Here is a 26,495-nt window from a genome sequence, read left to right on the forward strand (position 1 = left end):
TTCAGCACATCCTACGGGTGGTTTTCATTTAGAAAGGCTTTAATCCGTTGTGCGGCTTCGACGCATTCTTCGATAGGAGCCACCAGGGCAATCCGCACATGGTTGGCGCCGGGGTTGATGCCGCCGCTGTCGCGCGACAAGTAGCTGCCGGGCAATACCGTAATGTTTTGCTCGGCAAACAACTTCCTCGCAAACTCCGTATCCGAGATCGGCGTCTTGAGCCAAATGTAAAAGCTGGCCGGTGGCCGGCTGATCTCGCAAACATCCTGCAAAATTTCGATAAACGCGCTGAACTTGTCGCGGTACAACTGGCGGTTAAGCTTGACGTGTTCCTCGTCGTTCCAGGCAGCGATGCTGGCGTGCTGGGTCGGCACCGGCATCGGGCAGCCGTGGTAGGTGCGATATTTAAAATACTGTTTCAACACCTCGGCGTCACCGGCGACAAAGCCGGAACGCAAGCCGGGCGCATTGGAACGTTTGGACAAGCTTTGGAAAATCACACAGCGCTTGAAATCGGTAATGCCGGCCTGATAAGCGCTTTGCAGCAAGCCTTGCGGCGGATGGGCCTCGTCGTCGTAGAGCTCGGTGTAACACTCGTCCGAAGCGATGACAAAATCGTATTTTTCGGCCAAAGCTAATAATTTCAGATGATCGGCTGGCGTCAACACCGTGCCGGTCGGGTTGCCCGGCGAGCAGATAAAGATCAACTGGCAACGTTGCCAAATCGCCTCCGGCACGCTGTCAAAGTCCGGCAAGTAGCCGTCGGCCTCGACCGTATTCAGATAATACGGCTCGGCACCTGCCAACAGAGCGGCGCCTTCGTAGATCTGATAAAACGGGTTGGGCATGATTACCACCGGCTTCTCAGCCGGATCAATCACCGCCTGCACCAAGGAAAACAAAGCCTCGCGAGTGCCATTGACCGGCAATACCTGGGTTTCGGCATCCACACCGCCGGCCGGAATCCCAAACCTGCGGCAAGTCCAGTCGGCAATAGTCTGACGCAATTCCGGTAAACCTTTGGTGGTGGGATATTGGGTCAAGCCATGCAAATGCCGCAGCAAAGCTTCTTGAATAAAATGCGGAGTGGCGTGTTTGGGTTCGCCAATCGACAGCGCGATATGCGCTTTATCGGCTGGCGGCGTAATGCCTTGTTTCAGCGTGGCAAGCTTTTCAAACGGGTACGGATGTAACTGGGATAAATGCGGGTTCATTATTTGCTGCAACGCGGTTGTCTGCCGGCACCCCAGGCTTGTTGCTGTAGCTGGACGGCTCTGCCCATATTTTGATTCAAATTATCGATGCGGCTGGCATGCGATGGATGAGTGGACATAAATTCGATAGGCTGACCGCCCTGCGCGGCTTTGTCCATTTTCAACCATAAATTGACGCTTTGCCGCGGGTCGAAGCCGGCTTTGGCCATTAAATCCAAGCCTATGGTATCGGCTTCGGTTTCGTGAATCCGGCTGTACGGCAGGATTACGCCATATTGCGCGCCCACGCCCAACAGGCCCAATGCGGTTTGACCCAAGGCGGTTTGCGGCTGCGTCACCGCTTGCACCATGGCCAAACCGGTGCTGACCGCCGTTTCCTGCGACAAGCGCTCGTTGCTGTGTCTGGATAACACATGGCCAATTTCATGACCGATTACCGCCGCCAGCTGGTCCTGGTTATCCACCAAATTGATCAGTCCGGTATGCACGCCGATTTTGTTGCCAGGTAGGGCAAAGGCGTTCAAGGATTCGTCTTCAAACACCACCACTTCCCATTGCCCGCCGGTTTGCTGGGTAATAGCGTACGCCACGCATTGGGCGAACTGGCTGTAGCGCTGATTGCCGCTGATCGGGTTTTTGCTCTTCATACTGCTGAAGGCTTGCAAACCCATCTGATCGACCTGATTGTCCGGCATATAAATAAACTGCGAGCGGCCGGTGGGGCTGGTGGCACAAGCGTTTAGCAACAAGGAAACAGCTGTGCAAAGAAAGAGTTTTTTCAACATGGCGACAACATCCGCAAGGAAAAGAAGCGGCATTTTAGCGTAACTTGTGGGCCGGGGTTAAAAGCTTTTTGGCCAATCAAGCCCAGTTCCAACTCCGGATTGAACCCAGGCTATTTGCAGAGCAGTCCCTGGAAACACCTCGATTGTTTTTGTCAGCCGCTGCCAAAGAAATAAAAATCGCCGGGATTACGCGTTTTCCAGCATGTGTAAAAGTTGCTGCAAGCAAAACAACGTCGCCTGCTGCCGTATCGACTGCCGGTCGCCGCTGAATTGTTTCTTCAAGCAAGCACCGTTAGCGCCACGCTTTTGCCAGGCGATAAATACGGTTCCGACCGGCTTTAGCGGCGTGCCGCCATCAGGCCCGGCAATACCGGTGACGGCCAAAGCCAGATCGGCCAGACTATTTGTCAAAGTGCCCGCCACCATTTCCAAAGCAGTCTCTTCGCTCACCGCACCCACTCTCGCCAAAGTCTCCGGTTTGACACCCAGCATATCGATCTTGGCATCGTTGCTGTAGGTAACAAAACCACGATCAAACCATCCGGAACTGCCCGGTACATCGGTAATTGCCTTGGCAATACCGCCGCCGGTACAGGATTCGGACAAGGCCAGACGTAGACTTAGGATGTTTAGGCGATTGCCGAGTGCTTCGGCGAGTAAATAGCTTGGATCGTGCATGACAGTCCGGTTAGCTGATACGGCATCAAGCCGAGAAGGGATTTTGTTGCAGCGGATAGGTCATCGCTGCAACAAACAGACAAACTTACTTGGGTAGTTTGGCGATTTCCGCGACTTTTTCGAAATCGGCGCCGACGCTGATGATAAAACTAGTCACTTGCTCGATGCTCATGTCCGACTTGATCACTTTCGATTCGTGGACAATCACCGCGAAACCTGAAGTAGGATTGGGCGATGTAGGCACAAACAACACATAACGGTCGTCGGTCTTGTTGGTGACATAGGCAGGTACCCAAATGCCGTCTTTAGGATATTCGATGTAAACCACTTCACGCGGTTCTTGCAACTGATGCCCGGCGATCATGTTCACCAGCTTTTTAGTCACGCGGTAAATCGTGCTTAGCAGCGGAATCCGCTCGATCAAGTGTTCGAACATCGCAATGATGGAAAACCGGCCCAGGCTGACCCGATGTCCCACGTAGGTAATGGTCGCGAAACTGGCGGCAAACAACAGAAACGTCACCAGATAATTGTCGGAGTAACCGTAAACGAATTGAAACAAATCTGTAAGCCGGTCTTTTACGAACAAGACGATTTGCACAATCACCATAATCGGGATAAATGCCAGAACGCCGATCAGGGTGTGATTAAGGATTTTCTTCATGATGCGCCTACCTGTATTAATTATAGTTGTTAGGAAACTAGGTTTTAGCAGAGTTAGCCCGGTTAAGGAAGTCTCGATGCATGTAGTCCTTCCCAAATGAACATTGATGGGCTCAAGGTAACATTTTATATAGGCCGCGCGTCGCAATAGCCATAAGCGGCAGCAGCACGCCAGTCACCCACAGCAGCGAGCTCAACGTCACTTGACTGGCGCTGGCGTCCCAAATAGTCAGCGAACTGTTTAACGATATATTGGACGGTGCCAAAAACGGAAACAGGGACACACCCATGGTCAAAATCACCATCACCACCGTCACCGCGCTGGCCAGCTGCGCCCAATAAGCCTTATCCAGACGCGACAGCACCAACCCGGCTATCCCGCACACAAAAGCCAAAGCTGGCAACGCCCATAAGGCGGGTTCGTGCTCGTAATTGTCCAGCCACAAACCGTCGCCGCGCTTCACGAATTTAGTCAAGGGATTGGAAACGCCACTAGGCATGATGTCGGTAGTGACATGATAGCCTTCCAGATGGGTAATCCAGCCGCCCGCCAGCGCAAACAACACCAAAAAAGCCAGGCCGCCGGACATCGCCAAGGCTTTACTGCGCTGATAAAGCGCGTCTTGGGTATGCGTTTGCAGGTAAATCGCGCCATGCATCGTCAATAATGCCACGCAGGTAGCACCGACCAGCGAGGCAAACGGACTGAACAGCCCGGAAAAACTGCCCAGAAAAGCAATGTGCATATCGCTAGCCAAATGAAACGGCACACCTTTCAATAGATTGCCGGCCATCACCCCCAACAGAGCCGCCGGCAGCAAGCCACTGATAAACAGGGCTTTATCCCATTTTTTTAGCCAGTCTTCGCGAGTCACACTAGCTCTGAAATACCATCCCAAAGGCCGCACGAACAGCGATAACACCGTCAACAACAGCAAAGGCTGAAAACTGGCAAACGTCGCCGCATACACTGTCGGCCAGCCGGCAAACAACACACCGATGGTTGCCAATAGCCAGACCTGATTGCCGGCGCTGGTTGGCGCCAATCTGGCAACCAGCTCGGCGCGCTGCGCTTCTGAGGCATTCAAAAACGGTAACAACATGCTGACGCCGATCTCGATACCGCTGCTCAGCACAAAACCCACGACAAACAAGCCCAACACCCCCCAACAGACCAAGCGCAGCATTTCATAATCAAGCAACATGACTTGGCTCCTGGTTAAACGGCAACACTTCTACACTGCCCTGCTCGATAAATTTTAAAGTTAACATCACAGCCAACGCCAGCAGCCCGGTATATGCCAAACCGTAAGCCGCTAGGCTGACTGCTAGGTCGGCGACAGTCAGCGTGGACACACCTTGCCAGGTGGGCAACATATCGGCAACCAACCAGGGCTGCCGGCCGAACTCCGAGATAAACCAGCCGCTGCCGCTCGCCAGCCACGGCAACGGTAAGGCATAAACATTGGCCTTATATAACCAGGTATGGCGCCAACCGAGGATATTGACGGCATTCGCCGCTAAAAACAGCAGCGCCAGCAATCCGCCAGTTGCAATCATCAATCTATATCCCCAATACAATGGCGCGGTAGCCGGCACGCTGGCGCGCACGGCTAATTCTATCTGCGCCGGGTTGGCGTCGGTCACGCTCTCCCGCCAGCGCTTCAGCAATAAGGCATGGCCCAAATCGACTTTGGCGGCGGCAAATGCCGCCAGCAATTCCGGCTCCTTTTTGTCGTCGCGCAATTCTTGCAGCAGAGCATAAGCTTTTACGCCATTGCTGATGCGCTGGCGATTTTGCTCCAGAGTCGCATCACTAGGCAGACCGTTAATGGCCGCCAGCTTGTTATGCTGCATCGCACCCGCGCCATAAATGCTGACATCGCCTAATCCCATAGTGGCAATCACAGTCACCAAACCAAAAGCCGCGGCGATGCGGTAAGAACGTTGCGCCAGTTCGATTTCGCGCTGCTTGAGTAAATAGTAAGCGCTGATAGCCAACACAAAACCCGCAGCAACCACATAGCTGGCGAGCAAACTATGCACAAACTTTGCCCACGCCAGCGGATTGGTCAGCACCTGCGATAAATCGAGCAACTCCAGCCGCAGCGTTTGCGGATTTAATTCCGCACCCACCGGATTTTGCATCCAGCTGCTGGCAATCAGAAAGCCAAACAAATTCAAGTGGCAGCCGATAGCGATTAACCAAGTCACCACAAGATGGGACCACTTGCCCAAGCGCTGCCAACCGAACAAAAACCAACCCAGCCCATTGGCGGCTATAAACAAACCGGCAAACCCCAGCAATAAAGGGAGGGCAAACACATCGCCGACATAATGCGAGAAATACGACCAATTGGTCCCGAATTGACAAGCCATCGCCAGAGAAGAAGCCATGCTCAAGCCAAAACCGATGACAAACAGCTTGCCCCAATATTGCGTCAACCGCTGGTAAACGCCCTGCCCGCTTATAACAAACCAGGATTCCATGCCCGCCAACAATAGCGACAAACCCAGCGTCAACGGTACGAATAGAAAATATTGCACCGCATGCAGCGCAAACTGCGCCCGCGATAACTCAACAACCGTTTCGGAAATCATCCCCACTCCTCGGTCAAGCTCAAAATGCGGGCAATTATAGAGTTATCCGCTTGCTTGTCTGCGATTTTCTCGACCGATTCGCATTAAAACCAGAGTGAAAAACTGGAGAATACAGACTACTGATATACACTTTTCAACTTACAAGCACACATTCCAAAACCTCATGGGCTTTACTCCGCGCATTATCGTTGGACTAAAAATAGTCGGTATCGCCCTGCTCTACGCCATGTTGGCCAAACTGGTATTGGCTTTTTTTTCCGACAACGGCAATGTCACGCTGGTTTGGTTTCCTGCCGGCCTGGGGATGGCCACCTTTCTGTTGGGCGGTAAGCGCTATTGGCCGGGCGTGTTCATCGGCGCGTTTCTTGCCGGCATGCTGGTCGGCGACTCCTGGCTAATCTCCGCCAGCATCGCTACCGGCAATATCCTGGAATCCTGGCTTGGCGCCTGGCTGCTGCTCGGCAACCCAAGCTTTTCGTTATCGCTGCGGCATCCTCGAGATTTTGCCTGGCTGACGTTGACAGGCATCATCGCCGCCTGCTTCAGCGCACTGATCGGCCCCATGACGTTGTTTTTAAGCAAATATCTGCCTGCCGAAGCCCTGCTGCCCAGTATGCTGCACTGGTGGATGGCCGATGTATTCGGAATCGCCTTGGTCACGCCCTTGATTCTGATCTGGCGACACTGGCCGAAAGACTGGTTTGCCCCCAAACGCGCGTTGGAAACGCTGGCCTTAATAGCAACGAGTTTTTTGAGCGGCCAAGCGGTGTTTTTAAGCTGGTTTCCCAACCTGCTGAGCGCTTATGGCGAAACTTATTGGGCCTTCCTGTTCGTGGTTTGGGCGGCGGTCAGATTCGGCCGTCACGGCGTGTTGCTTTTGGTGACAATGACCGCCATTCAATCCTTGTGGGGTTTGCAGCATCAGTTGGGCGCATTCGCCACCACACACCTGCAAAGCGGCCTGCTAAACATCTGGTTTTACCTGTTCATCCTCGCTAGTGTGGGCATACCTCTAGCCCTGACTTTATTCCATCAACAACAAATCAACCAGGCCTTGCAACAAAGTGAAGCCCGCTTGAGTTTTGCATTGGAAACCATCGATACCGGCGCCTGGGACCTGGACTTACAAGATTATTCGGTGCAACGCACAGACATACACGACCAAATCTTCGGCTACAGCCATCTGCTGCCGCATTGGACCTATCATACTTTTCTCGGCCATGTGGCACCGGAGCATCGCGACATGGTCAATGCCGGCTTCCAGCATGCTCGCGCCACGCACAGCAATTGGGATTTCGAATGCCGCATTCGCCGCATCGACGGCGCAATCCGCTGGATTCGCGGCTCCGGTTGCCACCAACTCGGCAATAGCCCGCGTATGACCGGTATTCTGCAAGACATCACGGCATACAAATTGGCTGAAGAAGATCGGCAATTGGGCATGTTGTTTTACCAAAATTGCAGCGAAGCGATGATGATCACCGAAGCGGATGCCACTATCGTCTCGATTAACCCGGCATTCAGCCGCATTACCGGTTATTCCGCCGAAGACATAATCGGCAAGAACGCCCGGATTCTGAGCTCTGGCCGGCATGACGATAGTTTTTTTCAAGCCATGTGGCAAACTATCAATACCAAAGGGAAGTGGCAGGGCGAAATCTGGAATAGACGTAAAAACGGCGAACTCTATGTCGAGCAGCTCAACATCAACACCATTTTCGACGGCAACGGTATCCCGCTAAAGCGCATCGGCCTGTTTTTCGACATTACCCAGCGCAAGCTCGGTGAAGAACAACTGTGGAAACAGGTTAATTTAGATCCGCTCACGGGTATTGGTAACCGCCGCCTGTTTTACGACAGACTGGAGCAAGACATAAAAAAAGCGCAGCGCGGTGGCTGGTTTTTGGCCTTGCTGGTGGTAGACATCGAGCACTTCAAAGACATTAACGAGCGCTTCGGTTATGCACAAGGTGACAGCATTTTGCAGGAAGCCGCGCAACGGGTGCTGGCTAATGTCCGCGAAACCGATTTGGTAGCACGAATGGATGGTGCGGAATTTGCGATTATCCTCACCGAACTGGAAAAAATCGACAGCGTGGAGCGCATCGCTAAAATAATTATCGAAAAACTCGCCGAACCGTTTACGCTGGAACACGACACAGCCCAACTCAATTGCCGTATCGGGATCGCCATCTGCCCTTATGATGCCGACAATACCGAAGCGCTGAAGCAAGCGGCCATGGATGCCGCCAAAAAATCCGCCTCGCAAACTTACCGATTCGCCAATCCGCCGGCCACGTTTTAACCGCGATTCAGCCACGCCTCAACACACGCGCTGCCGCGGAAACACACAGCGGAATTTACTGCCTTTGCCCAGTTGGCTTTCAATGTCCAGCTTGGCATCATGCCTGACCAAGACATGTTTGACGATGGCCAACCCCAAACCGGTGCCGGGGATTTTTTGATTGCGTTTAATTTCCGCGCGGTAAAAGCGCTCGGTAATCCTGGGAATATCCACACTAGAGATTCCGTCGCCAAAGTCTTCCACTTCAAAATAAACGCTGCCGTCGGGCTTGGCCCGCCAACTCACTTTAACCGGTGAGCTAGGCTGCGAATATTTCATGGCATTGACCAACAGATTGCTGAAAGCGCTGCGCAGTTCCTCCATATCGCCACGTACATTGGCTCGGCTATCCAAAACCAGCTCGACCCGGCGCTCGTCCCGTTCCAGCAGATCGCTTTCCCGGCAAACCTGCCCGAGCAACTCCGGAACATTGACGCATTCGAACTTTTTAGTTTTGCTTTCCAGGCGCGCCAGCAGCAGCAAATCGTCTATCAATGCCTGCATGCGTTCGGTTTGCGCCGCCATGTTTTGAAACGAGCGCGCGTAAGGACCGGTACCGTCGTCAAGTTCTTGCAAGGTCTCGAGATAACCGCGCAACACGGTAATCGGCGTGCGTAACTCGTGCGACACATTGGCCACAAAGTCGGTACGCATCCGTTCAATATTTTTCAGATGGGTGACATCCTGTGCCATCAACAAACGTAAGCCGGCACCGTAAGGGAAAATACCGATTTGCAAAATCATGTTTTCGTTGATCGGCGATGGAATGCAGATCTTGTTTTGGTAATCCTGATCTTTTAGATACTGAATAAACAGCGGATGCCGCACCAGATTAGGAATCCGTTGGCCATTATCGGATCGTTTCAGCCCCAAAAAATCGTGGGCGACCTTATTGCTCCACTCTATCTCGCCATACGCGCCCAACACCACAATCGCATCGGGTAAGGCACTGGTGGATTTGCGAAAACTCTCCAGCATCTTGCCGAGCTTTTTCTTGCGGCGTTTCTGACTTTTGCGGATTTTATACAGGTGATAGTAGATGTCGCCCCAGATGCCTTTAAAATCGGGCCGCTCGCCGACCCCGCCCTGACTGAGCCAACGTTCCAGCTTGTTGACGCTGATGGTCTGCCTGATATATAGAAATAGCGTAATCGCCAACAAAAAATGGCTGAAGTGCCCGACAAAAAAACTCAGCACCAAAGCCGGTATCAGTAACGCAATCGCAATATTTATTTCCCGCTGCCAACGCTGCATGAAAAATCAGTTTGCCATCGAAAAGCGGTAACCAAATCCGCGTACGGTCTGAATCAGTTCCTCGCGGCCATATTCGGCCAGAATTTTGCGCAAGCGGCGAATATGCACATCCACAGTTCGTTCCTCAATGTACACGCTACGCCCCCAGACCTGATCCAGCAAGTGGGTGCGACTGTAGACCTTGTCGGGATTGGTCATAAAAAATTGCATCAATCTAAACTCGGTAGGACTGACTTCCAGACTGCGGCCGGCGATGGTCAGCTTATGCTGCTCGGCATCCAGGGTCAGGTCGCCAACGCTGAGCTGACCGGATTCCGACAACTTACCGCTCCGGCGCATCACGGCCTTGATCCGGGCGATGAGTTCTTTCGGCGAAAAAGGCTTGGTCACATAATCGTCCGCGCCAATTTCCAAACCGCGAATCTTGTCCTCTTCTTCGCCGCGCGCGGTGAGCAAAATGATAGGCAATTCTTTGTAACCCGGTTCGTTTTTCAGGCGTCTGGCCAATTCCACGCCGCTGATTCCCGGCAGCATCCAGTCCAAGATAATTAAATCCACCATGTTATCGGCCAGACTCTCCCTTGCCTGCTCGGCACTGCCAACAGCGATCACAGATAAATTGGCCTGCTCCAGCACCATGACCAGCATCTCCCGGATAGCGTCTTCGTCTTCCACGACCAGGATTTTCAAGTTCGACATAAGCATGTTTAGTCTAAAGGTCCAATGATCCTGCTAAGTTATCAGCGTCATATTACCATTTTGTGACAAAAAACCGGTCAACCCGGCGGCTATCGACCTTTACCGCCGTCCGGTATCGGCTGCGCCGCCGTTCCGCTATCGCCGACCGGCGCAGCAAAAGCATCGGAAATCAAGGTGCCGACATTGGCACCGGTCAGCGCTTTTAAAAACTCTACCAGGTCGGCGCTTTCCTGCTCGGACAAGCCCAGCGGTTTGAGCAAGGGCGATAAATTTTCGTTGGCCACGCCGCCTTGATTGTAAAACTTCACCACCTCAGCCAAAGTCGGCAAGGAACCGTTATGCATGTAGGGCGCACTGAGCGCGACATTACGCAGCGACGGGGTTTTGTAAGCCCAGCGGTCGGCGGGATTTTGACTGATCTCGTAATAGCCCAGATCGCCCGGTTTCTCCGTATTCAAACCTTTCAAGTTGTCGCTGTTTACATCCACAAACACGCCAGGCGCGACTTGCACTCTTTGCTTTTCCGAAACTTTTTGCATGGACTCGGTATAGCCGATACCAGTGTTATGGCGTTTTTGATCGGTAAATAAGGCGGATTTTTCACCGATGCTATGGCAAGCACTGCAACCGGCTTTGCCGGTGAATAAGGCAAATCCGCGCTGCCCCGCCTCGCTGAGCGCCGCTTTTTGTTTGCCGAAATACCAACGGTCGAACGGCGAATCGGCCGCATTCAAAGTGCGCTGATAGCTGGCCAGGGCCTGACCGATGGTTTCCATAGTCGGCCCTTTGTTGAAGGCTTTTTCGAACAGCCCGCGATAGTCGGCACTCGCTTTTAGCTTATCCACCAGATAACCAATCGACGGGTTCGCCATTTCATTATGCGCCAGCAGCGGCCCCCAGGCTTGTTGTTCCAGGCTATTCTCACGGCCATCGTGAAATAGTAATTGCGCATAACCGACGTTATACAAGGTCGGACTGTTACGCCGAACGCTACGCCCCTCAATCCCCACCGCAGTGGTCATTTCGTTGTTGCTAAACCCCTGCTCCGGGATATGGCAGATCGCGCAGGAAAACGTGTTGTTCAGCGACAGGCGCCGGTCGAAAAACAGCTTGCGGCCCAGCGAGATCTTGGCAGGCGTGAGCGGATTGTCTTTGGGCACGGGCAATTTCGGTAAACCCAGCGGCGGCTGTTCCGCAAACGCCAGCAAGTTAGCCGGCTGCCCCAGACGCTGGGCCAGCGCTAAGGAGCGAGTTTGGTAATCGGCTTGTTGGTAGTTTTGCTTATTGTCGCCGGGCTGAAACAACATTTCAGCCTGTGCCGGTAGCGGCGCGGCTTGCGGTTTGGCATCGGCCAGCAAGGTTTTGACATCGTTGATCAGGGTGTCGGCATGCAGAAAATCCACGCTATAAATATTGCGAACGTTCTTGTCTTTATCGATCAAATACACCCGCAGCAAATGCGAAAACGTGCCGGTGAATTTGCCTTTGTCGTCGTAGACTTTTTGCACGTTTTGCTGATAACCATCCAGAATCGGCTGCAAAGCGGCCTCGTCGCGCGTAGTCAGAAACTGCCAATCAAAATCTCCGGTTTTAAAGCCCTCGCCGTAATGGCGCATAATTTCCGGCGTGTCTTGCGTGGGGTTGAAGCTGAGCGTTAGTAATCTGAGTTTGTCGGCCAATTCCGGCTGTTTTTGCAATTGCCGGCTGATTTTGTGCAACACCTGCGTGGCCAGCGGACAGCCGTTGACATCGCTGCAGGCGGCGTAGATGAAGCTGAGTATGACGATTTTGTCGCCCATCAAGTCGTGGAGTTTTTTGGGCTGGTTGTTGGTGGTTAATACTTTGCCGTTGGCGGCTGGATTGATGACTGGCAGGGTGTAGGTGCCGGGTTTTGCCGGTTCGAAAGGTAGGGCGGTGTAGCCGGGGGCTAAGGGCTTTTGATTTTGCTCTTCGGCAAGAACGGCTGTGTTTGTCAGTAAACAGAGAATACCGAATCCTATCGTTCCCATGCTCCAGCGCGGGAATGCTGCGGCGGACGCTCCGGCGTCGGCTTTCAGATAAAGTAGACTGGGGCGATAGAGAATTTTCATGGATGCTGTTTACTTTTGGGATTTGGTGTCGCTGTCGCGACAGCTTGTGTTAATGTCGGTTCGCGGACCGACAACCGCGATACTTTCTTTTGCTTGGCCAAAAGAAAGTATCCAAAGAAAAAGCCACCCGGATGCCGCTTGTTCCCTGCGCTCCGAAGCTTTTGAACGGGGTTGCCGAAAGGGGCTTCCTGCCCCTTCGGCAACGTGCGGCATCCATGCCGCACCCCTGCGGGCTGATCCGTTCAAAAGCTCCGGTGCTCGGGCGCGGCATACGGTAAGAAAACCATCCCGGAATATCGAAATTTACTATCGCGAACGATGTGCTTCATCGACGCTACTTGCTTAAAGCTCATCCGGTAAACGAATCAGCTCCTGGTCTTTGTCTATTTTCATGGTTACGATAGAAATGATTGCGTGCCTTACTACGTTTCCAGACTGATAGACGATTGAAAGACGCTGGCTATCAAGCAGCTGATGTGAAAGCACCCGAGATACTCCGGTTAACATTTCAATAAAAGCTAAACCTTGAGGATTAGAAATACCGATGCTGGATAAGTCTTTAGACGAAAGCTTTCCGTCTGCATTTGTGTCCAGAGTTACATACTCGAAATATAATGCTCTAGTGGGATTATCTCGTGCATCCTTAAATTCCTCTCGTAATTGCTCAGTAGTCAGCACTACATTGCTTTGCTTAGGAAACAACCATCGTGCCGTTTTGTCCGATCCCATCAAAAAAAGGATATTCCTTGTTTCAGAACTGTTGTAGCCACCTGAGGAAAAACCTCCTGATTCTCTCTCAGCAGTCAACGACACCATTTGGGCATTTGCACCGATAATGTTTTGAACCCGATCAAGGCGAAGAAGTATTTTGTCTCTGGAGGCTGATTCCCCAGATGGAACTTTTATAGTTCCTCGATTTTGCTGCAGGTCGTTATTAAATAACGACACCCCACCGACGAGAATGCCTACCCCAACAAAGACAAGCAGTAACAAGATGCTGTTAATTTTTTCAAGCACGCGAAATAGTCGTTCCATAGGCTTTCTCAGATTACTTTATTTTTTTTAATCATAGTCAATGTCCAAGCAACAAGTTCAAGCATCCTGGAAATGTTGAAACAAAGTGAGGCACGTCATTCATTAATGCACACTGTAAATACTTGGGAAGGAGTTTTCCCGTATGCCGCGCCGAGCACCGGAGCTTTTATCGAGAATAGCCCGAAGGGGTGCGGCAGGGATGCCGCACGTCGGCGGAGGGGCTGGGAAACCCCTTCTGCCGACCCTCGATAAAAGCTTCGGAGCGCAGGAAACAAGCGGCGTCCGGGCCGCCTTTTCTTTGGGTACTTTCTTTTGGCGGAGCAAAAGAAAGTACCTCGCCTGTCGGTGCGAGAACCGACAACTAAACCAGCCGTCGCACCAGCGACACTATATCGATAACCCCCAAGTTGGCACTCCGCCCGCCCTGTTGTTATTATCTCCAACAGGAAAGCGGAATTACTGCTCAAACAGCGCGTAATACTCGACGACAATCGTTTCGCCGAGTTGGTATTGTGGCAACTACCAACGCCTGTTCCGGGAAGTACTCATGCTTTCAAATACCGGCTGGCGTTTGTCGTCAACGGCGACTGTGTGTTGCGTTACAACAATGAAGCGGGCAAAGGCGATCATAAACACACGGGTGCTGATACTGAAACCTTATACCAGTTTGAGTCACCTCGCCGCCTATTGGCCGATTTTTGGCACGATGTAGATCTGTGGAGTGCGCAACATGAATGAAGTAACGATTGGTATCACCAGCCGCGAGACGGCAACCGAACAATTTCTGGCTTCCTGGGAAAGCGGACGGCCACAAGGCGCGTTTATCGGTTTCTCATCCGAAGAGCAGCTCTGGAAAACCCTAACCGTAAAACGCTGGCAGCTGTTGAAAACCATGACCGGCGCCGGCGAATTAACGGTCCGTGAAGTGGCACGCCGCTTGGGTCGCGATGTCAAGGCGGTGCATGGTGATGTGACCGCCCTGCTGAATTGCGGCCTACTGGATAAAACAGATGGCGGCAAAGTGATTTTTCCATACGATGCTGTACATGTAGATTTCATGTTGCGGGCAGCTTAATTTAGAGACGCAAAATCTTGCGTCTCCCAAAAACCAAAGCGTCTATTTCGGCGCTTTGCCATATAAAGCATACGCCCCAAACCGCATTTGATGCGCCCTACCCAGCTTCTCTTTGGTGAAATCAATCGAGAACTGCTCGGTCAACTTGCTACCATCCCAACTATAGGCTTTGAAAAATTGCTCGTTGTCCGCGCCTTTCTTATCCCAGTTCGCCAGCAACGACGAGGTGTAATACAAGCGTTTCCCGTCCCAGCTGGAGGACACCATATTCACTTGCGCGCCGATTTTTTGCTCGAACACTTGTTTGGGGTGGAACGGGTCGCTGATGTCAAAGCGACGGGTCTTGCCGTCCATGAAGGTGTTGACCCACAAGGTTTTGTCGTCGCTGGAGATGGAAATGTCCACCGGCAGCGGGATTTTGGCCGGTTCGCCGATGTCCGCGACATCCTTGGCTTGCCATTCACCTTTGTCGTCTTGATGAATCAGCCAGATTTTGGAAGTCAACGCGGTGCTAGTGAAGCAGTAGTTATGATCTTCCGCCCAGGCGCAGCGGATTTCCAGGGGCGCGCCGGGTACGTCGAAGACTTTCTTCGGCTGGCGACTGTGTAAATCCCATTGCACCACGGTGTTGCCGAAGCGTTTCATCGCTTCCGGATCGGCCAACATCTTGCCGAAGTCCATCATATAGTTCGACCAACCGGTGAACGAGGAAGTCAGCATCAAATTTTTACGCGGCAGTACCCGCACGTCGTAGTTATAGCCGTCGGCGTATTTGCCGGATTTGATCGCCCCTTCCAGATTGCTGTCGGTCGGCAGCCAGTAAGTGGCGATGTAATCGCCGGCGTTGCTGTATTCCACAATCGCGGTGCGGCCGCCGTGATCTTTGTTATTGGACAAGCCGGTGATGATCATCCGGCCCGGCAAGGCGTACAAGCTGTGCGGGCCAACCACGCCGCCGCTCTTGGCGACGAAATCGGTGATAGTTTTGCTGAGCTTGGGTTTGGCTGGATCGGTGGCCACGTCGAAGATGAAAATCTTGTTGGTATCGAGACCACCGGCCCACAGAAATTTACGGTCGTCGGTAAAGTCGGAATGGTGAGCTTCGTTACGACCACCCACCGACAAGCTGCCGATCACCTTGCCGTATTGTTTGGATTTGGGATTGACGTCAACGGTGACCAGTTTGTCCTGCTCGTCGCCAACGCCTTCCGCGCCCAAGGTCCAGATGTACACAAAATCTTCCTGGCCGGTGATTTTCGCCATGTACGGCGAGGCGCAGGTTTCGTCGGCGTTGGCGGACATGCTGGCGGTGCCGAGCATTAGCGCGGCGGTAAAGGTGCTTAGTTTAAATGTCATGAGTTTCTCCCCCGAGTGTTTTTATTGTGGTTTCGCCCATAGGATGTGCCGACGTGAGGAGGCGCATCATTCGCGATCGATGCGCTTCACTGCGTTCAGCACATCCTACAGAGGTTTGGTATATCAATCGCCCGTGCTCGGGTCAATGATGGTGGTAATTTGTTCGATGCGATTGGCCGGAAAACCACCTTGCTCGGCGTGTTCACGAATCGCTTGTTCGTTGTCGGCGATATAGATGCAATACACCTTGTCGCCGGTGACATAGCTTTGCAGCCATTGGATGCGCGGCCCCATGTCGCGCAGTACGCCACAGGATTTTTGGGAAATGCCTTGCAGTTCGGCTTGCGTCAACTGCCCGGCACCGGGAATCTCGCGTTCGATAATGTATTTGGGCATGATGGCCTCCTAATAAATGACCGGTCGTCTAATTTACCGGCGTTAAAAAATGCTGCCGGGTGGGCAGCGGTTATTTCGATTCGTAGGCTGGGTAGAGCGAAAGCGAGCCGAAGACCACGCAGTGAAACCCAGCTGAGCATTTGTCAATGCTGGGTTTCATTTCATTCACCCCAGCCTACGCAATTCTCGCGTCAGAGTTACGATTTAATCCTATTCTTCCAATAACCCGGTTCTTGTCGCATATGCATCACGGCGAGGATGTATATCGCATCCTCTCGAACGCTGTAAACAATGCCGAAAGGGAAGTGAGGTAGTTTGCATTTGCGAACATCGCCCGCTAATTTGCGATACAGCAATGGTCGGTGAGCGATTTTTGCTGCCGCGTCCTCGATAGCATCGACAAAACGCTGCCCCAACTCCGCTTGTTTTTCCCGATAATACAAGGTAGCTGCATTCGCTTCGGTCAATGCCTCATCATTCCAAATAACCCGCATTAGGCAAGGCTTGCGCGCAATTGAGCCATCGCTGATTCGTGATCGACGAGTCGAGCCGTTCCGTTATTAATGGCGGCACAACGACGCTGAATTTCTGCCTGCCATGAGGCTGATACTGGAAAGTCTTCCTCAAAATCCAGTGATTCCAACAGCGTTTCAGCAATGAAGGCGCGGATAGCGGGTTCTAATTGCATCGCATCGTCGATGATGCGTTTAGGATCGTTGTTCATAATTCGTTGCTCAGGTGGAATGTCCACAGTTGTTACCTCTTTAAAAGTTGCGATTCCGGCGTCTAGCATGTCTAAGGTTCTTTAAGATTGTATTCGTTCCAACGGCTTCTTTTGATCTCGCCAGTTCTGCAAGCTAATCAGACCGTCGGCCAAATCATCTACCAATATTTCCTTTCCATCAATGCGCACCCAAAACGACTCCCAACGATGCATATGAGTGTCTTGACTCTCAAAGAAATCAACCGGCCAATATTGCTTTCCATCTATGTCTTGTGGCTCTTTAGTTGGGGTTAATAATGCCGCATGCACCTTACCTTGCGATTTTTGTTCGATATAGTCCGACCACGCTTTGATTTCGGGAAGTTCGGAAATCAATGCTACCGCATTGTCGACCGCGAGCTCTGTAGGAATCGCTTCCGACTTTTTGGGAGGCTCTACTGGGTTCTCTGAAACAACAGCTGCCAACGCTTCTGGCTTTTCAACAAGTTCAACAACAGGCCGTTCTGACTTCTTTGAGGAGGTTGTCTCTGATTGCTCGGAACATCCTCCTAAACAAAAACACAGTGGAATCAGGATAAATAGGATTTTCAAATAACTCATCCAAAAGCAATATGGTTCATGACAGTTTTCAGAAAACTGTATCTATTCACACCCTAAAATAATCATCCAACAAATCCCGACAAACCGCCTGCAACGGCTCTACCGATTGCTCAACTTTCATCCTTAACAGCGCGCCCTGCCAGCCGTTCAACATCAAATCCGCCATGCTTTTCGCTGAGCGATCCAGCCTTACTGAACCTTGTCTTTGTCCGCGCTCCAACGCCGCTTGCTGCAAGGCACTGTAGCGACCAACCGCATCCAATAAAGCATCGCGACATAAGGGACTAGTATCGCCAATCTCGCCCATCAAGTTTCCCAACAGGCAACCGCCCTTGAAACCGGTTTGCGCCACCTCGGCTATCAACCCCAAATAGTAAGCCTTCAACGCCGCCAAGCCGTCCGTTTCCGGGTCTTGCAAATGGCCGGATAAACGCACAATAAACGGCTCGATGTAGTGATGAATTGCTTCCGCCGCGAAGCGTTCCTTGCTTTCGAAATAGGCGTAAAACGAGCCCTTGGGAATTTGCACGGTATCCAGGATCTCTTTCAAGCCGGTGGCGTGATAGCCTTTTTCCAGCAGCAAGCTGACGCCCTGCTCCAGGAGCTTGTCTTTTTTCAGCTGTTTGGGTGCTAACTTCGTCATGGGCCTTATTATGCGACCGGTCGTCTTATTTTGTAAATAAGTTTTTCTAATTTATAAGAACAAGCTGGTTGGCCTAGGTCAGGGTGTGCGGCAGCGCTCCCTGACACTTTAAGCTTGTTACGTAACCGCATTCGCGACACCGTGACCTACCCGAGATTGTTTGTCGCACTGTAACCGAAAACAAGCAAGCGCCAGACCTCAACAAATTAGCCCCTTTCAGCAAGGCAACTAGCGATTTTTCCGCCCTAATATGCTATTTTGAACGCTCTGTTATTTTTCCCTACCCAACCAGCAACATGAGCATAAAATCAGACCAATGGATTCGCCGCATGGCCGAGCAACACGGCATGATTGAGCCGTTTCAGGCCGGGCAAGTCCGTGAATCCGCGCAAGGCCGCATCATTTCTTACGGCACCTCCAGTTACGGCTACGACGTACGTTGCTCCAACGAATTTAAAATCTTCACCAACATCAATTCCACCATCGTCGATCCGAAAGATTTTGACGAAGGCAGCTTCGTCGATGTGAAATCCGATGTCTGCATTATTCCGCCCAACTCGTTTGCCTTGGCACGCACCGTGGAGTTTTTCCGGATTCCGCGCGATGTGCTCGTCATCTGTCTGGGTAAATCGACCTATGCCCGCTGCGGCATTATCGTCAACGTCACCCCGCTGGAACCGGAGTGGGAAGGCCATGTGACGTTGGAGTTTTCCAACACCACCCCGCTACCAGCCAAAATCTACGCCAACGAAGGCGTCGCCCAGATGCTGTTTTTCGGCGGCGACGAAGTCTGCGAAACCTCTTATAGAGATCGCGGCGGCAAGTATCAAGGCCAAACCGGAGTTACCTTGCCCAAGGCTTGAGTGCCCAATTCTTTAAACGCCACCTCACAATCCATTAAATACATGATGCCGACCAGTCAAACCGAGACGCTCGACCAGTATTATCAGCAAGTTCAAGATATTATCCTGAAACGCCAGGATTGGATAAGTGGCCTGCTACCGGCCAGTACCGCCGTCACCACACACGGCAATTACACCGACGCCTGGGTGCGGGACAATGTCTACAGCATTTTGGCGGCCTGGGGCCTGGGACTGGCTTACCGCAAAGTGGAGGGCCAGCAGGAACGCACCTATTTACTGGAACAAAGCGTCGTCAAACTGATGCGCGGTCTGTTGACGGCGATGATGCGGCAAGCGGCAAAGGTGGAAAAATTCAAACACAGCCAGGACCCACTGGACTCGCTGCACGCCAAATACAAAACCACTAGCGGCGAAGTGGTGGTGGGCGACAGCGAATGGGGCCATTTGCAACTGGACGCGACCTCCTTGTTCCTGCTGATGCTGGCGCAAATGACCGCCTCGGGCTTGCGGATTGTGTTCAGCATCGACGAAGTCAATTTCGTGCAAAACCTGGTGCATTACGTCAGCCGGGCTTATCGCACGCCAGACTATGGCATCTGGGAACGCGGCAATAAAATGAATCACGGTCTGGCGGAATTGAATGCCAGCTCGATAGGCATGGCCAAGGCCGCGCTGGAAGCCATGTCAGGCTGCAATTTGTTCGGCAAGGACGGCGGGCAAACTGCGATCATCCACGTGATCAGCGACGACATCGCCCGCACCCGCATCACATTGGAAGCTCTGCTGCCGCGCGAATCCATCTCCAAGGAAGTCGATTCGGCGGTGCTCAGCGTTACCGGCTTTCCGGCCTTCGCGGTAGACAATAAAGCGCTACGCGAACGCACCGAGGCTTTGATTGTCGACAAACTGCAAGGCCGCTACGGTTGCAAACGTTTCCTGCTGGACGGTCATCAAACCGTGATCGAAGACCATCAGCGTCTGCATTACGAACCGCATGAATTAAAACAGTTCATGGACATCGAATGCGAATGGCCGCTGTTTTTCTGCTACTTATTACTGAATAAGCTGTTTGCCGGCGATACTGAAGGGGTTGGCGATTATCGCCGCCGCCTGGAAGACCTGCTGGTGGAACAAAACGGCCAATGGTTGCTGCCGGAACTTTACATCGTGCCGGAAAGCGCCATCAGCGCCGAAAAGCGCCATCCGCATAGCCAAACTCGCGTCCCCAACGAAAACGTGCCGCTGGTCTGGGCGCAGAGTCTGTATATCCTGGGCGGATTATTGCAAGACGGCTTGATCGGCGTGGACGACATCGACCCGCTGGGGCGCTACAAATCCACCCGCTTATACCCCAACTCTACTTTGCAGATCGCCTTGCTGGCGGAAGATGAACAAGTCCAGGCCGAATTGCGCGAGCGCGGTATTCCGTCGCAAACTTTAACTGAAATCGCGCCGATCCAAGTGCGAGACGCCAGCGAATTAGCCGCTGCTTACACCCAAGTGGGCCGCAACGACCGTATTGGACTCACTGGTCGGCCCTTAAGGCAACTACGCACGCTAGCCACCTCCAAGCTTTACGTGCTTGCAGGCGAACCTTTATTGTTTTTACCGCAATTTATGAACCAAAAAGGATTCTACATTGCGATGGACAACCAGTTGCTGATTCAACGGTTGCGTACCGAACTGGCCTACATCATCCGCCACTGGGACAACCCCGCTCAGCCTCTATTGGTCATCAATATCAAGCACAACATGCTCGGCAATGAAGACCGGCTAGTGTTGCTGGGCTTTATCGAACAACTCAGCCAGGGCAATGTGCAAGGCACGCCGGTTAAGCTCGGGCTATTAACCGATTTTGTCCAAACCGCCAGCCACGAAAAAATCGGCAACCTGCACGGTTTTAGTTTCTCGGAAGCCAGTTGGGAAGAAGTCGAACGCCCTTTCGCCAATTTGCTGGCCCACAACAACCAAGCCTCGCAAGCACTGGATAGCTTCGTATTGACCGAGTGGGAAATCGGTGACGACAACCAACTAGTGGAACAGTTGCGCAATAACCCCAACCTCTATGCCCAGTTGGAAGCTCTCACCTTACTCTGCCAACGTCACGGGCTTGATTACGACACCGGCTTACGCAACGATGATAACCAGCCGGGACGGGTGCGCGACTTGTTGGAAGAAGTCTATGTCCGCGCCGGCGACCGCCACGCTTGGAATGTGGTACGTCGCTGCGCCAGCTTACTGGGCAAATATGACATCAACCTGGAACAGGCCGCCACCGAGATACTGGTGCGCCAGCATGGCTTGACCGTGGGCCGCGCCTACAGCGGCAAAGCCACCTTGCGTCGTCCGACCGATTCCTGGCAAATCCTGGACACCATCCGCACCTTTAACCCCAACGACAGTAGCCAGCAGATCATCGTGCAGGAATTGATTATCTACCTGGGCATGCTGATCAAGTTAAAGCCGGAGTTGTTCGCCGACATGCACACGATCCGGGTCGGCCACATTCTGCAATTGATTATCGCCCGACAAAAGCGTCTGAGCAGCAGCTCGCTGGATCAGGCGTTTAGCGATATTTTGTCCCTGCCGCCGCATCAAGTCGCGGACTTATTGCAAGAGACCCTGGAAGATTACAACAACAGTGAAAACCAGCTCGGCCAAGTCGAAACCCTGCACTGCGAAGGTCCGCATCGCGATTTAACCGCAGCGCGTTTCCCTGAATCGATGAACCCAAAAGACCGCGGCGACGCCGACGATTGGTATGCCTGGCGCGAACAGCAAGGCAGCGTCGGCCGTGAGAACGAAGCCTTCTTCGCCGGAGTCTGGGACTTGCTGCATCATTGCAAAGGCCTGATGGTTGGTGAAAAATACAATAGCAAACGCCGGATCGACAGCGAGATCATGCTGGCGCAAATGACCGCCGGCGAACAAAGCTTCAGGCTGCATATCAACCATATTCTGAATAAAATTCAGGCGCCGGTTTACCGGCAATTGAGCGTCGAGGCCTTACGCGCACTAGCATCCATCGTCCGCGATTATCCGGATCTACACATTGACGACACCTTGGTCACGGATATTTTGATCGGCCATGCGGTCAGAATTAGCTGGCTACAGCAGCATCCGCAATACCGCGATCATTACGAAGAATGCGTATCGCTGGCTTGGCAAGCGTTTTACCAGCTGCCGCCGCATGCGCTGGCCAACGCGATACTCGATGCCTTGATCCACTTGCTCAACAACGCCACCCCAACCTCATGAGGACGCATATGATTCTAGCCGGCGACATTGGCGGAACCAAAACGGTTCTGGCCTTACTCGACAGACAAGCCGACGGCACGCTGAGCTGTTTACAAGAACAAACCTTTGCCAGCGGCGAGTTTCAAACGTTTGAGGAAATTCTGGATCTGTTTCTGAGCGACAATCCAATAGTGTCGTCAGCCTGTTTCGGCATCGCCGGCCCGGTGGTCAATCAACGCTGTCAGACGACGAATTTGCCCTGGCTGGTGGACGGCGAACAGCTCAAACTCCGCTTGAGCACCGAACGCGTGAAATTGTTGAACGACCTGGAAGCGATGGCGATTGGCATGCTGCATCTGCAAGACCAGGACTTCATCGAACTCAACCCCAATGCCGAACCGCAAACCGGCAACATCGCCGTAATCGCCGCCGGCACCGGTCTCGGCGAAGCGATGCTGCATTGGGACGGCAACCAGTATCACCCCATCGCCACCGAAGGCGGTCATTGCGATTTTGCGCCGCAAAACCCGCAACAAGACCAACTTTTGACTTATCTGCGCGACCGTTATCCTGCTCATGTCAGCTGCGAACGGGTGTTGTCCGGTATCGGCTTCAGCAATATCTACGATTTTCTGGCGCACATCCGCTTTGCCCCGCCCTGCCCGGCAGTGCCTCCGGCAGCCGAAGCGCGCGGTGTGGATCGTAATGCGTTGATTTCCCGCCTGGGCGTGGACGGAGAAGACCCCTTGTGCCGTGAAACCGTGCGCTTGTTTGCGGAACTTTACGGCGCCGAAGCAGGTAACTTGGCCTTAAAAGCCTTCGCTACCGGCGGCGTATTCATCGGCGGCGGTATCGGCCCGAAAATCAGATCGGCTTTGGAATCCGGGGAATTTATCCAGGCTTTTGTCGCCAAGGGCCGGTTTCAACCCATGCTCGCCAAATTGTCGGTTAAGTTGGCTTTGAATCCGCGCACCCCCTTGCTGGGGGCGATGCATTACTTTGCCGGTCAATAAGCATTTGGTATTGATCCATATAAAAAGGTACGGCACTGTCGGAATCGGCTAGGCTTATAAAACAACCTTTTAAATAAGCCTTTGCTAGAGTTACGTGCTAGCACGTGTAGCCGAGTCATGGTCCAATCCAAGCAGAAACAAGCCAGTTTGCAAAAATCGCTATCAATCCTTCAAGCCGCGCTCGACTCCAGCACCGACGCTATATTGGTAGTCGATCTGTTCGGCAAAATCGCCACCTTCAATCCTCAATTCATGCGGCTTTGGGGCATCCCGGCAGGTTCTTTAAAGATCGGCGACGACGAAAAATCGCTGACTTATGCCCTGAAACTCCTAAAAAATCGAACCACCTTCCTAAACCGCATCAAAGAGATTTATAAATACCCCAAGCAACGCTACGCCAGCGAACTGGAATTTAAAGACGGCCGCTTTATCGAAAGCTATTGCCAACCACAATATCTGGACGGCCAACCGGCCGGCCGGGTTTGGAGTTTTCGGGACATCACCGAGCAAAAAACCTCGCGCAGGCGCTTAGCCCAATTAAGCTTTGGCATGGATCAAATGCACGACAGCGCTTATTTGATTACCGAGAATGCCAGCTTCATCTACGTCAACAACCAATCTTGCAAGGCTTTGGGCTATAGCCATCAAGAACTGTTGCGGTTGAGCGTATTTGATGTAGACCCTTGCTTTCCACGGCAAGTCTGGGCCGCGCATTGGGCGGAACTGAAAATTAAGCGCTCGAATAAGTTGGAAACCATCCACAAAACCAAGGATGGCAGGCTATTTCCGGTGGAAGTGGTGGCCAATTATTTCGAATACGCCAACGTCGGCTATAACTTGGCTATCGCCCGGGACATTACCGAACGTAAGCGTATCGAAGAAGCCCTACAACAGGCCGCGCTGATTTATCAAAACAGCAGCGAGGCCATGTTGTTGGCAGACTCAGATGATCGCATCCTCACAATCAACGCCGCGTTTACCACCATTACCGGCTACCAATCGGATGAAGTAGTCGGTAAGCACATAGACATTCTAAACAGCAGCAGCCACAGCGAAGCCATGTGGCAAGCCATTCAAAGCAAGGGCAGTTGGCAGGGCGAAATTTGGGACAAGCGTAAGAACGGCGAGATATATGCCAAGTGGTTAACCGTCAATACCATCTTCGATGCTCAGCAGACCATGCAGCGGCGGGTGGCTTTATTTTCCGATATTACCGAAAAGAAAAAAACCGAAGGCGTGATCTGGCAACAAGCCAATTTCGACCCATTAACCCAATTGCCGAATCGGCGCATGTTTTACGACCGGCTGAGCCAGGACATCAAAAAAGCCCACCGGGAACATAAGCGTCTGGCCCTGTTGTTTATCGATCTGGACTTATTCAAGGAAGTGAACGACACCCTGGGACACGACATGGGCGACGAGTTGCTGCAAATCGCCGCCCAACGCATTTTGGCCAGCGTGCGGGAGACCGATACCGTAGCCCGCCTGGGCGGCGACGAATTTACTGTGATCCTGAGCGATGTCGGTGAGCCCGGCAACGCCGAGCGCATAGCCGGCAACCTGTTGCAAAAAATGACTGAATGCTTTCAGTTGGGTAACGAAATTGCCTATATTTCCACCAGCATCGGCATCGCTTTTTACCCGGACGATGCCGACAACCTGAAATCTCTGTTAAAGCATGCGGACCAGGCAATGTATGCCGCCAAGCGCCAGGGCCGGAATCAATATTGTTTCTTCATCCCGACCATGCAGGAATCCGCGCAGGCGCGGCTACGGCTAAGCAACGACCTACGACTGGCCTTGGCGGGGCAGCAGTTTTATCTGTGTTACCAACCCATCGTCGAACTGGCTACCAATACTGTGCGGAAAGCGGAAGCACTGATCCGCTGGCAACATCCGACACGCGGCCTGATCAACCCAGCGGATTTTATTCCGATTGCCGAAGAAACCGGTTTGATCAGCAGTATAGGCAATTGGATTTTTCAGGAAGCCGCCGAACAAACCAGCCGCTGGCGGCAATCGATACACGAAAAATTCCAGATCAGTATCAATAAGTCGCCGGTCCAGTTTCGGAATGAACGCGACAGTCATCGCGATTGGCTGGACACATTGGAGGCGCTGAGTCTTTCCGGGCAAAGCGTCGTCATCGAAATTACCGAAGGCCTGTTACTGGATGCCAATAGCAGCGTGGCCGAGCAACTGTTGTCGTTCCGCGACGCAGGTATTCAGGTGTCGCTGGATGATTTCGGCACCGGCTATTCCTCGTTGTCTTATCTGAAAAAGTTCGACATCGATTACCTGAAGATAGATCAGAGCTTCGTCCGCAATCTGGCGATAGGCTCCGACGACATGGCCTTATGCGAGGCAATCATCGTGATGGCCCACAAACTGGGAATAAAAGTGATTGCCGAAGGCATAGAAACGTCAAGCCAACGGGATTTGCTTACTGCGGCAGGTTGCGATTTCGGACAAGGCTATTTGTTCGCAAAGCCATTACCGGCTCAGGAATTTGAGAAATTGTTTGCCGATTGTAAGCTTTAAAAAGTCGATGTTTGCGGGGTGCCAAATAGGCATAAACATCGAGAAAACAGTGTTATTTAGTTGGGAGCCACCGAGAAAACAGGTCTTTCGGTGGCAGCCGTTAATCAATCCAGCTTGGATTGATTAGATGCGTCCTTAGTGAGCGGCGCTATATACTTTCATCATTTCTTTGTAGAGATCCAGAGTCGCTTTCAAACTAGCAGTGGCATTAGCGTCGCCTTTTTCGATCTCATCGCGGGCAACTTTCAGTTTGTCACCAGCTCTTTGACGCAAACGCTCGGTTTGCTCGTAGCGGAACTCTTTTTGTGACTGACGAACATCGCCCAGCGCTTTCAAAGTGCCTTCTTTGTCGCCTTTTTCCAGCAAACTTACAGCTTCCTCTACTTTGGCAACGGTAGCTTCACCGGCTGCACGAACTTTGGCGTCGCCAGCGCTGTTTGCATTAGCTGATGTGGAAACTAATGCTGCGGCGATCACTAAAAATGAAGCCAAGGTTTTTTTTACTGTGTTCATACAAATCCTATCAATTGATATTTAAGTGTTTTTTTAAACCACATTAAAATTACAAATTTATGACTGTATATTTTAATCCGGTTGCTTGCTCAAAGCCTTTTCATACTACCATAGATTCTGGAAATAACAGCAAAAGAGGGAAAAATAACTCAATTACCACAAGCTAAAAAC

At 52.3% G+C, this 26,495-nt stretch carries 24 protein-coding genes; 7 read left to right on the plus strand and 17 right to left on the minus strand.

What is annotated here, in order from left to right:
- Window positions 1-11: 11 nt before the first annotated feature.
- From dapC to ACR64Q_RS18180, 6 genes are all read right to left on the minus strand, one after another.
- Window positions 12-1,214: a succinyldiaminopimelate transaminase gene (gene dapC, locus ACR64Q_RS18155; RefSeq protein WP_313732622.1), complete on the minus strand. Its 1,203-nt coding sequence runs from the start codon at window positions 1,212-1,214 to the stop codon at window positions 12-14.
- Window positions 1,214-1,999, minus strand: coding sequence for a M48 family metallopeptidase (locus ACR64Q_RS18160; protein WP_026147142.1), 786 nt, complete (start codon window positions 1,997-1,999; stop codon window positions 1,214-1,216). The genes dapC and ACR64Q_RS18160 overlap by 1 nt, the downstream gene beginning before the upstream one ends.
- 186 nt (window positions 2,000-2,185) lie before the next feature.
- Window positions 2,186-2,677 carry a CinA family protein gene (locus tag ACR64Q_RS18165; protein ID WP_026602295.1) on the minus strand — a complete coding sequence of 164 codons (492 nt, stop codon included), beginning with the start codon at window positions 2,675-2,677 and terminating at the stop codon, window positions 2,186-2,188.
- 85 nt (window positions 2,678-2,762) lie between these two features.
- Window positions 2,763-3,341, minus strand: coding sequence for a DUF502 domain-containing protein (locus tag ACR64Q_RS18170; RefSeq protein ID WP_020484616.1), 579 nt, complete (start codon window positions 3,339-3,341; stop codon window positions 2,763-2,765).
- A 112-nt stretch (window positions 3,342-3,453) separates the two neighbouring features.
- The gene (gene cydB, locus ACR64Q_RS18175; RefSeq protein ID WP_026602296.1) at window positions 3,454-4,545 is read right to left on the minus strand and encodes a cytochrome d ubiquinol oxidase subunit II; all 1,092 of its coding nucleotides are present in this window, start codon (window positions 4,543-4,545) and stop codon (window positions 3,454-3,456) included.
- Window positions 4,535-5,941, minus strand: a complete 1,407-nt coding sequence (locus tag ACR64Q_RS18180) for a cytochrome ubiquinol oxidase subunit I (RefSeq protein ID WP_313732623.1) — start codon at window positions 5,939-5,941, stop codon at window positions 4,535-4,537. Before ACR64Q_RS18180 ends, cydB begins: the two co-directional genes overlap by 11 nt.
- Window positions 5,942-6,104: 163 nt before the next feature.
- Here ACR64Q_RS18180 and ACR64Q_RS18185 point away from each other — a divergent pair, with 163 nt between their 5' ends.
- A complete protein-coding gene (locus tag ACR64Q_RS18185; RefSeq protein WP_313732624.1) occupies window positions 6,105-8,246 on the plus strand; it encodes a diguanylate cyclase domain-containing protein in 2,142 nt (713 codons plus the stop codon).
- A gap of 18 nt (window positions 8,247-8,264) precedes the next feature.
- On the opposite strand, the gene phoR is transcribed toward ACR64Q_RS18185, so the two are convergent.
- The 4 genes from phoR to ACR64Q_RS18205 all read right to left on the minus strand — a co-directional run bounded on the left by phoR (window position 8,265) and on the right by ACR64Q_RS18205 (window position 13,363).
- A complete protein-coding gene (gene phoR / locus ACR64Q_RS18190) occupies window positions 8,265-9,539 on the minus strand; it encodes a phosphate regulon sensor histidine kinase PhoR (RefSeq protein ID WP_026602299.1) in 1,275 nt (424 codons plus the stop codon).
- Window positions 9,540-9,545: 6 nt separating this feature from the next.
- Window positions 9,546-10,238, minus strand: a complete 693-nt coding sequence (phoB, locus tag ACR64Q_RS18195; protein ID WP_026602300.1) for a phosphate regulon transcriptional regulator PhoB — start codon at window positions 10,236-10,238, stop codon at window positions 9,546-9,548.
- Window positions 10,239-10,327: 89 nt separating this feature from the next.
- Window positions 10,328-12,328 carry a cytochrome c peroxidase gene (locus tag ACR64Q_RS18200; protein WP_026602301.1) on the minus strand — a complete coding sequence of 667 codons (2,001 nt, stop codon included), beginning with the start codon at window positions 12,326-12,328 and terminating at the stop codon, window positions 10,328-10,330.
- Window positions 12,329-12,670: 342 nt separating this feature from the next.
- Window positions 12,671-13,363 carry a hypothetical protein gene (locus tag ACR64Q_RS18205; protein ID WP_026602302.1) on the minus strand — a complete coding sequence of 231 codons (693 nt, stop codon included), beginning with the start codon at window positions 13,361-13,363 and terminating at the stop codon, window positions 12,671-12,673.
- A gap of 459 nt (window positions 13,364-13,822) precedes the next feature.
- Between ACR64Q_RS18205 and ACR64Q_RS18210 the strand changes: the two genes are divergently transcribed.
- Window positions 13,823-14,101, plus strand: a complete 279-nt coding sequence (locus ACR64Q_RS18210) for a toxin-antitoxin system TumE family protein (RefSeq protein WP_483823433.1) — start codon at window positions 13,823-13,825, stop codon at window positions 14,099-14,101.
- Window positions 14,094-14,438 (plus strand): HVO_A0114 family putative DNA-binding protein, encoded by a 345-nt coding sequence (locus ACR64Q_RS18215; RefSeq protein ID WP_026602304.1) that lies wholly within the window; start codon window positions 14,094-14,096, stop codon window positions 14,436-14,438. Before ACR64Q_RS18210 ends, ACR64Q_RS18215 begins: the two co-directional genes overlap by 8 nt.
- A 42-nt stretch (window positions 14,439-14,480) precedes the next feature.
- On the opposite strand, the gene mtoX is transcribed toward ACR64Q_RS18215, so the two are convergent.
- From mtoX to ACR64Q_RS18245, 6 genes are all read right to left on the minus strand, one after another.
- The gene (gene mtoX / locus ACR64Q_RS18220; protein WP_026602305.1) at window positions 14,481-15,794 is read right to left on the minus strand and encodes a methanethiol oxidase; all 1,314 of its coding nucleotides are present in this window, start codon (window positions 15,792-15,794) and stop codon (window positions 14,481-14,483) included.
- Window positions 15,795-15,917: 123 nt separating this feature from the next.
- Window positions 15,918-16,190: a DUF4242 domain-containing protein gene (locus ACR64Q_RS18225; protein WP_026602306.1), complete on the minus strand. Its 273-nt coding sequence runs from the start codon at window positions 16,188-16,190 to the stop codon at window positions 15,918-15,920.
- 197 nt (window positions 16,191-16,387) lie between these two features.
- Complete coding sequence (locus tag ACR64Q_RS18230; protein ID WP_026602307.1) at window positions 16,388-16,684, minus strand: type II toxin-antitoxin system RelE/ParE family toxin; 297 nt, start codon at window positions 16,682-16,684, stop codon at window positions 16,388-16,390.
- Window positions 16,684-16,914 carry an addiction module protein gene (locus ACR64Q_RS18235; protein ID WP_026602308.1) on the minus strand — a complete coding sequence of 77 codons (231 nt, stop codon included), beginning with the start codon at window positions 16,912-16,914 and terminating at the stop codon, window positions 16,684-16,686. The genes ACR64Q_RS18230 and ACR64Q_RS18235 overlap by 1 nt, the downstream gene beginning before the upstream one ends.
- Before the next feature lie 81 nt (window positions 16,915-16,995).
- A complete protein-coding gene (locus tag ACR64Q_RS18240) occupies window positions 16,996-17,505 on the minus strand; it encodes a hypothetical protein (protein ID WP_155931120.1) in 510 nt (169 codons plus the stop codon).
- Between the two features lie 55 nt (window positions 17,506-17,560).
- Window positions 17,561-18,157 (minus strand): TetR/AcrR family transcriptional regulator, encoded by a 597-nt coding sequence (locus ACR64Q_RS18245; protein WP_026602310.1) that lies wholly within the window; start codon window positions 18,155-18,157, stop codon window positions 17,561-17,563.
- A 296-nt stretch (window positions 18,158-18,453) separates the two neighbouring features.
- On the opposite strand from ACR64Q_RS18245, the gene dcd reads away from it, so the two are divergent.
- The 4 genes from dcd (at window position 18,454) to ACR64Q_RS18265 (ending at window position 25,811) form a co-directional block, all read left to right on the plus strand.
- Window positions 18,454-19,020, plus strand: coding sequence for a dCTP deaminase (gene dcd, locus ACR64Q_RS18250; RefSeq protein WP_036275936.1), 567 nt, complete (start codon window positions 18,454-18,456; stop codon window positions 19,018-19,020).
- Window positions 19,021-22,278, plus strand: a complete 3,258-nt coding sequence (locus ACR64Q_RS18255) for a phosphorylase b kinase regulatory subunit alpha/beta (RefSeq protein ID WP_483823389.1) — start codon at window positions 19,021-19,023, stop codon at window positions 22,276-22,278. It begins immediately after the preceding gene.
- Between the two features lie 8 nt (window positions 22,279-22,286).
- Entirely contained in the window at window positions 22,287-23,270 is a 984-nt protein-coding gene (gene glk / locus ACR64Q_RS18260) for a glucokinase (protein WP_313735038.1), read from the plus strand.
- A gap of 117 nt (window positions 23,271-23,387) precedes the next feature.
- On the plus strand, window positions 23,388-25,811 hold the full coding sequence (locus ACR64Q_RS18265; protein ID WP_026602314.1) for a sensor domain-containing protein: 2,424 nt from the start codon (window positions 23,388-23,390) through the stop codon (window positions 25,809-25,811).
- Window positions 25,812-25,946: 135 nt separating this feature from the next.
- Here ACR64Q_RS18265 and ACR64Q_RS18270 read toward each other — a convergent pair whose 3' ends face one another.
- Window positions 25,947-26,324 (minus strand): hypothetical protein, encoded by a 378-nt coding sequence (locus ACR64Q_RS18270; RefSeq protein WP_026602315.1) that lies wholly within the window; start codon window positions 26,322-26,324, stop codon window positions 25,947-25,949.
- Window positions 26,325-26,495 lie beyond the last annotated feature (171 nt).

This window comes from Methylomonas sp. 2F7 (assembly GCF_057126975.1).

What these genes read in the sequence shown, in the direction of transcription:
- dapC (WP_313732622.1), bottom strand. Translation starts at nt 1,214, where the DNA reads ATGAACCCGCATTTATCCCAGTTACATCCGTACCCGTTTGAAAAGCTT.
- ACR64Q_RS18160 (WP_026147142.1), bottom strand. Translation starts at nt 1,999, where the DNA reads ATGTTGAAAAAACTCTTTCTTTGCACAGCTGTTTCCTTGTTGCTAAAC.
- ACR64Q_RS18165 (WP_026602295.1), bottom strand. Translation starts at nt 2,677, where the DNA reads ATGCACGATCCAAGCTATTTACTCGCCGAAGCACTCGGCAATCGCCTA.
- ACR64Q_RS18170 (WP_020484616.1), bottom strand. Translation starts at nt 3,341, where the DNA reads ATGAAGAAAATCCTTAATCACACCCTGATCGGCGTTCTGGCATTTATC.
- cydB (WP_026602296.1), bottom strand. Translation starts at nt 4,545, where the DNA reads ATGTTGCTTGATTATGAAATGCTGCGCTTGGTCTGTTGGGGGGTGTTG.
- ACR64Q_RS18180 (WP_313732623.1), bottom strand. Translation starts at nt 5,941, where the DNA reads ATGATTTCCGAAACGGTTGTTGAGTTATCGCGGGCGCAGTTTGCGCTG.
- ACR64Q_RS18185 (WP_313732624.1), top strand. Translation starts at nt 6,105, where the DNA reads ATGGGCTTTACTCCGCGCATTATCGTTGGACTAAAAATAGTCGGTATC.
- phoR (WP_026602299.1), bottom strand. Translation starts at nt 9,539, where the DNA reads ATGCAGCGTTGGCAGCGGGAAATAAATATTGCGATTGCGTTACTGATA.
- phoB (WP_026602300.1), bottom strand. Translation starts at nt 10,238, where the DNA reads ATGTCGAACTTGAAAATCCTGGTCGTGGAAGACGAAGACGCTATCCGG.
- ACR64Q_RS18200 (WP_026602301.1), bottom strand. Translation starts at nt 12,328, where the DNA reads ATGAAAATTCTCTATCGCCCCAGTCTACTTTATCTGAAAGCCGACGCC.
- ACR64Q_RS18205 (WP_026602302.1), bottom strand. Translation starts at nt 13,363, where the DNA reads ATGGAACGACTATTTCGCGTGCTTGAAAAAATTAACAGCATCTTGTTA.
- ACR64Q_RS18215 (WP_026602304.1), top strand. Translation starts at nt 14,094, where the DNA reads ATGAATGAAGTAACGATTGGTATCACCAGCCGCGAGACGGCAACCGAA.
- mtoX (WP_026602305.1), bottom strand. Translation starts at nt 15,794, where the DNA reads ATGACATTTAAACTAAGCACCTTTACCGCCGCGCTAATGCTCGGCACC.
- ACR64Q_RS18225 (WP_026602306.1), bottom strand. Translation starts at nt 16,190, where the DNA reads ATGCCCAAATACATTATCGAACGCGAGATTCCCGGTGCCGGGCAGTTG.
- ACR64Q_RS18230 (WP_026602307.1), bottom strand. Translation starts at nt 16,684, where the DNA reads ATGCGGGTTATTTGGAATGATGAGGCATTGACCGAAGCGAATGCAGCT.
- ACR64Q_RS18235 (WP_026602308.1), bottom strand. Translation starts at nt 16,914, where the DNA reads ATGAACAACGATCCTAAACGCATCATCGACGATGCGATGCAATTAGAA.
- ACR64Q_RS18245 (WP_026602310.1), bottom strand. Translation starts at nt 18,157, where the DNA reads ATGACGAAGTTAGCACCCAAACAGCTGAAAAAAGACAAGCTCCTGGAG.
- dcd (WP_036275936.1), top strand. Translation starts at nt 18,454, where the DNA reads ATGAGCATAAAATCAGACCAATGGATTCGCCGCATGGCCGAGCAACAC.
- glk (WP_313735038.1), top strand. Translation starts at nt 22,287, where the DNA reads ATGATTCTAGCCGGCGACATTGGCGGAACCAAAACGGTTCTGGCCTTA.
- ACR64Q_RS18265 (WP_026602314.1), top strand. Translation starts at nt 23,388, where the DNA reads ATGGTCCAATCCAAGCAGAAACAAGCCAGTTTGCAAAAATCGCTATCA.
- ACR64Q_RS18270 (WP_026602315.1), bottom strand. Translation starts at nt 26,324, where the DNA reads ATGAACACAGTAAAAAAAACCTTGGCTTCATTTTTAGTGATCGCCGCA.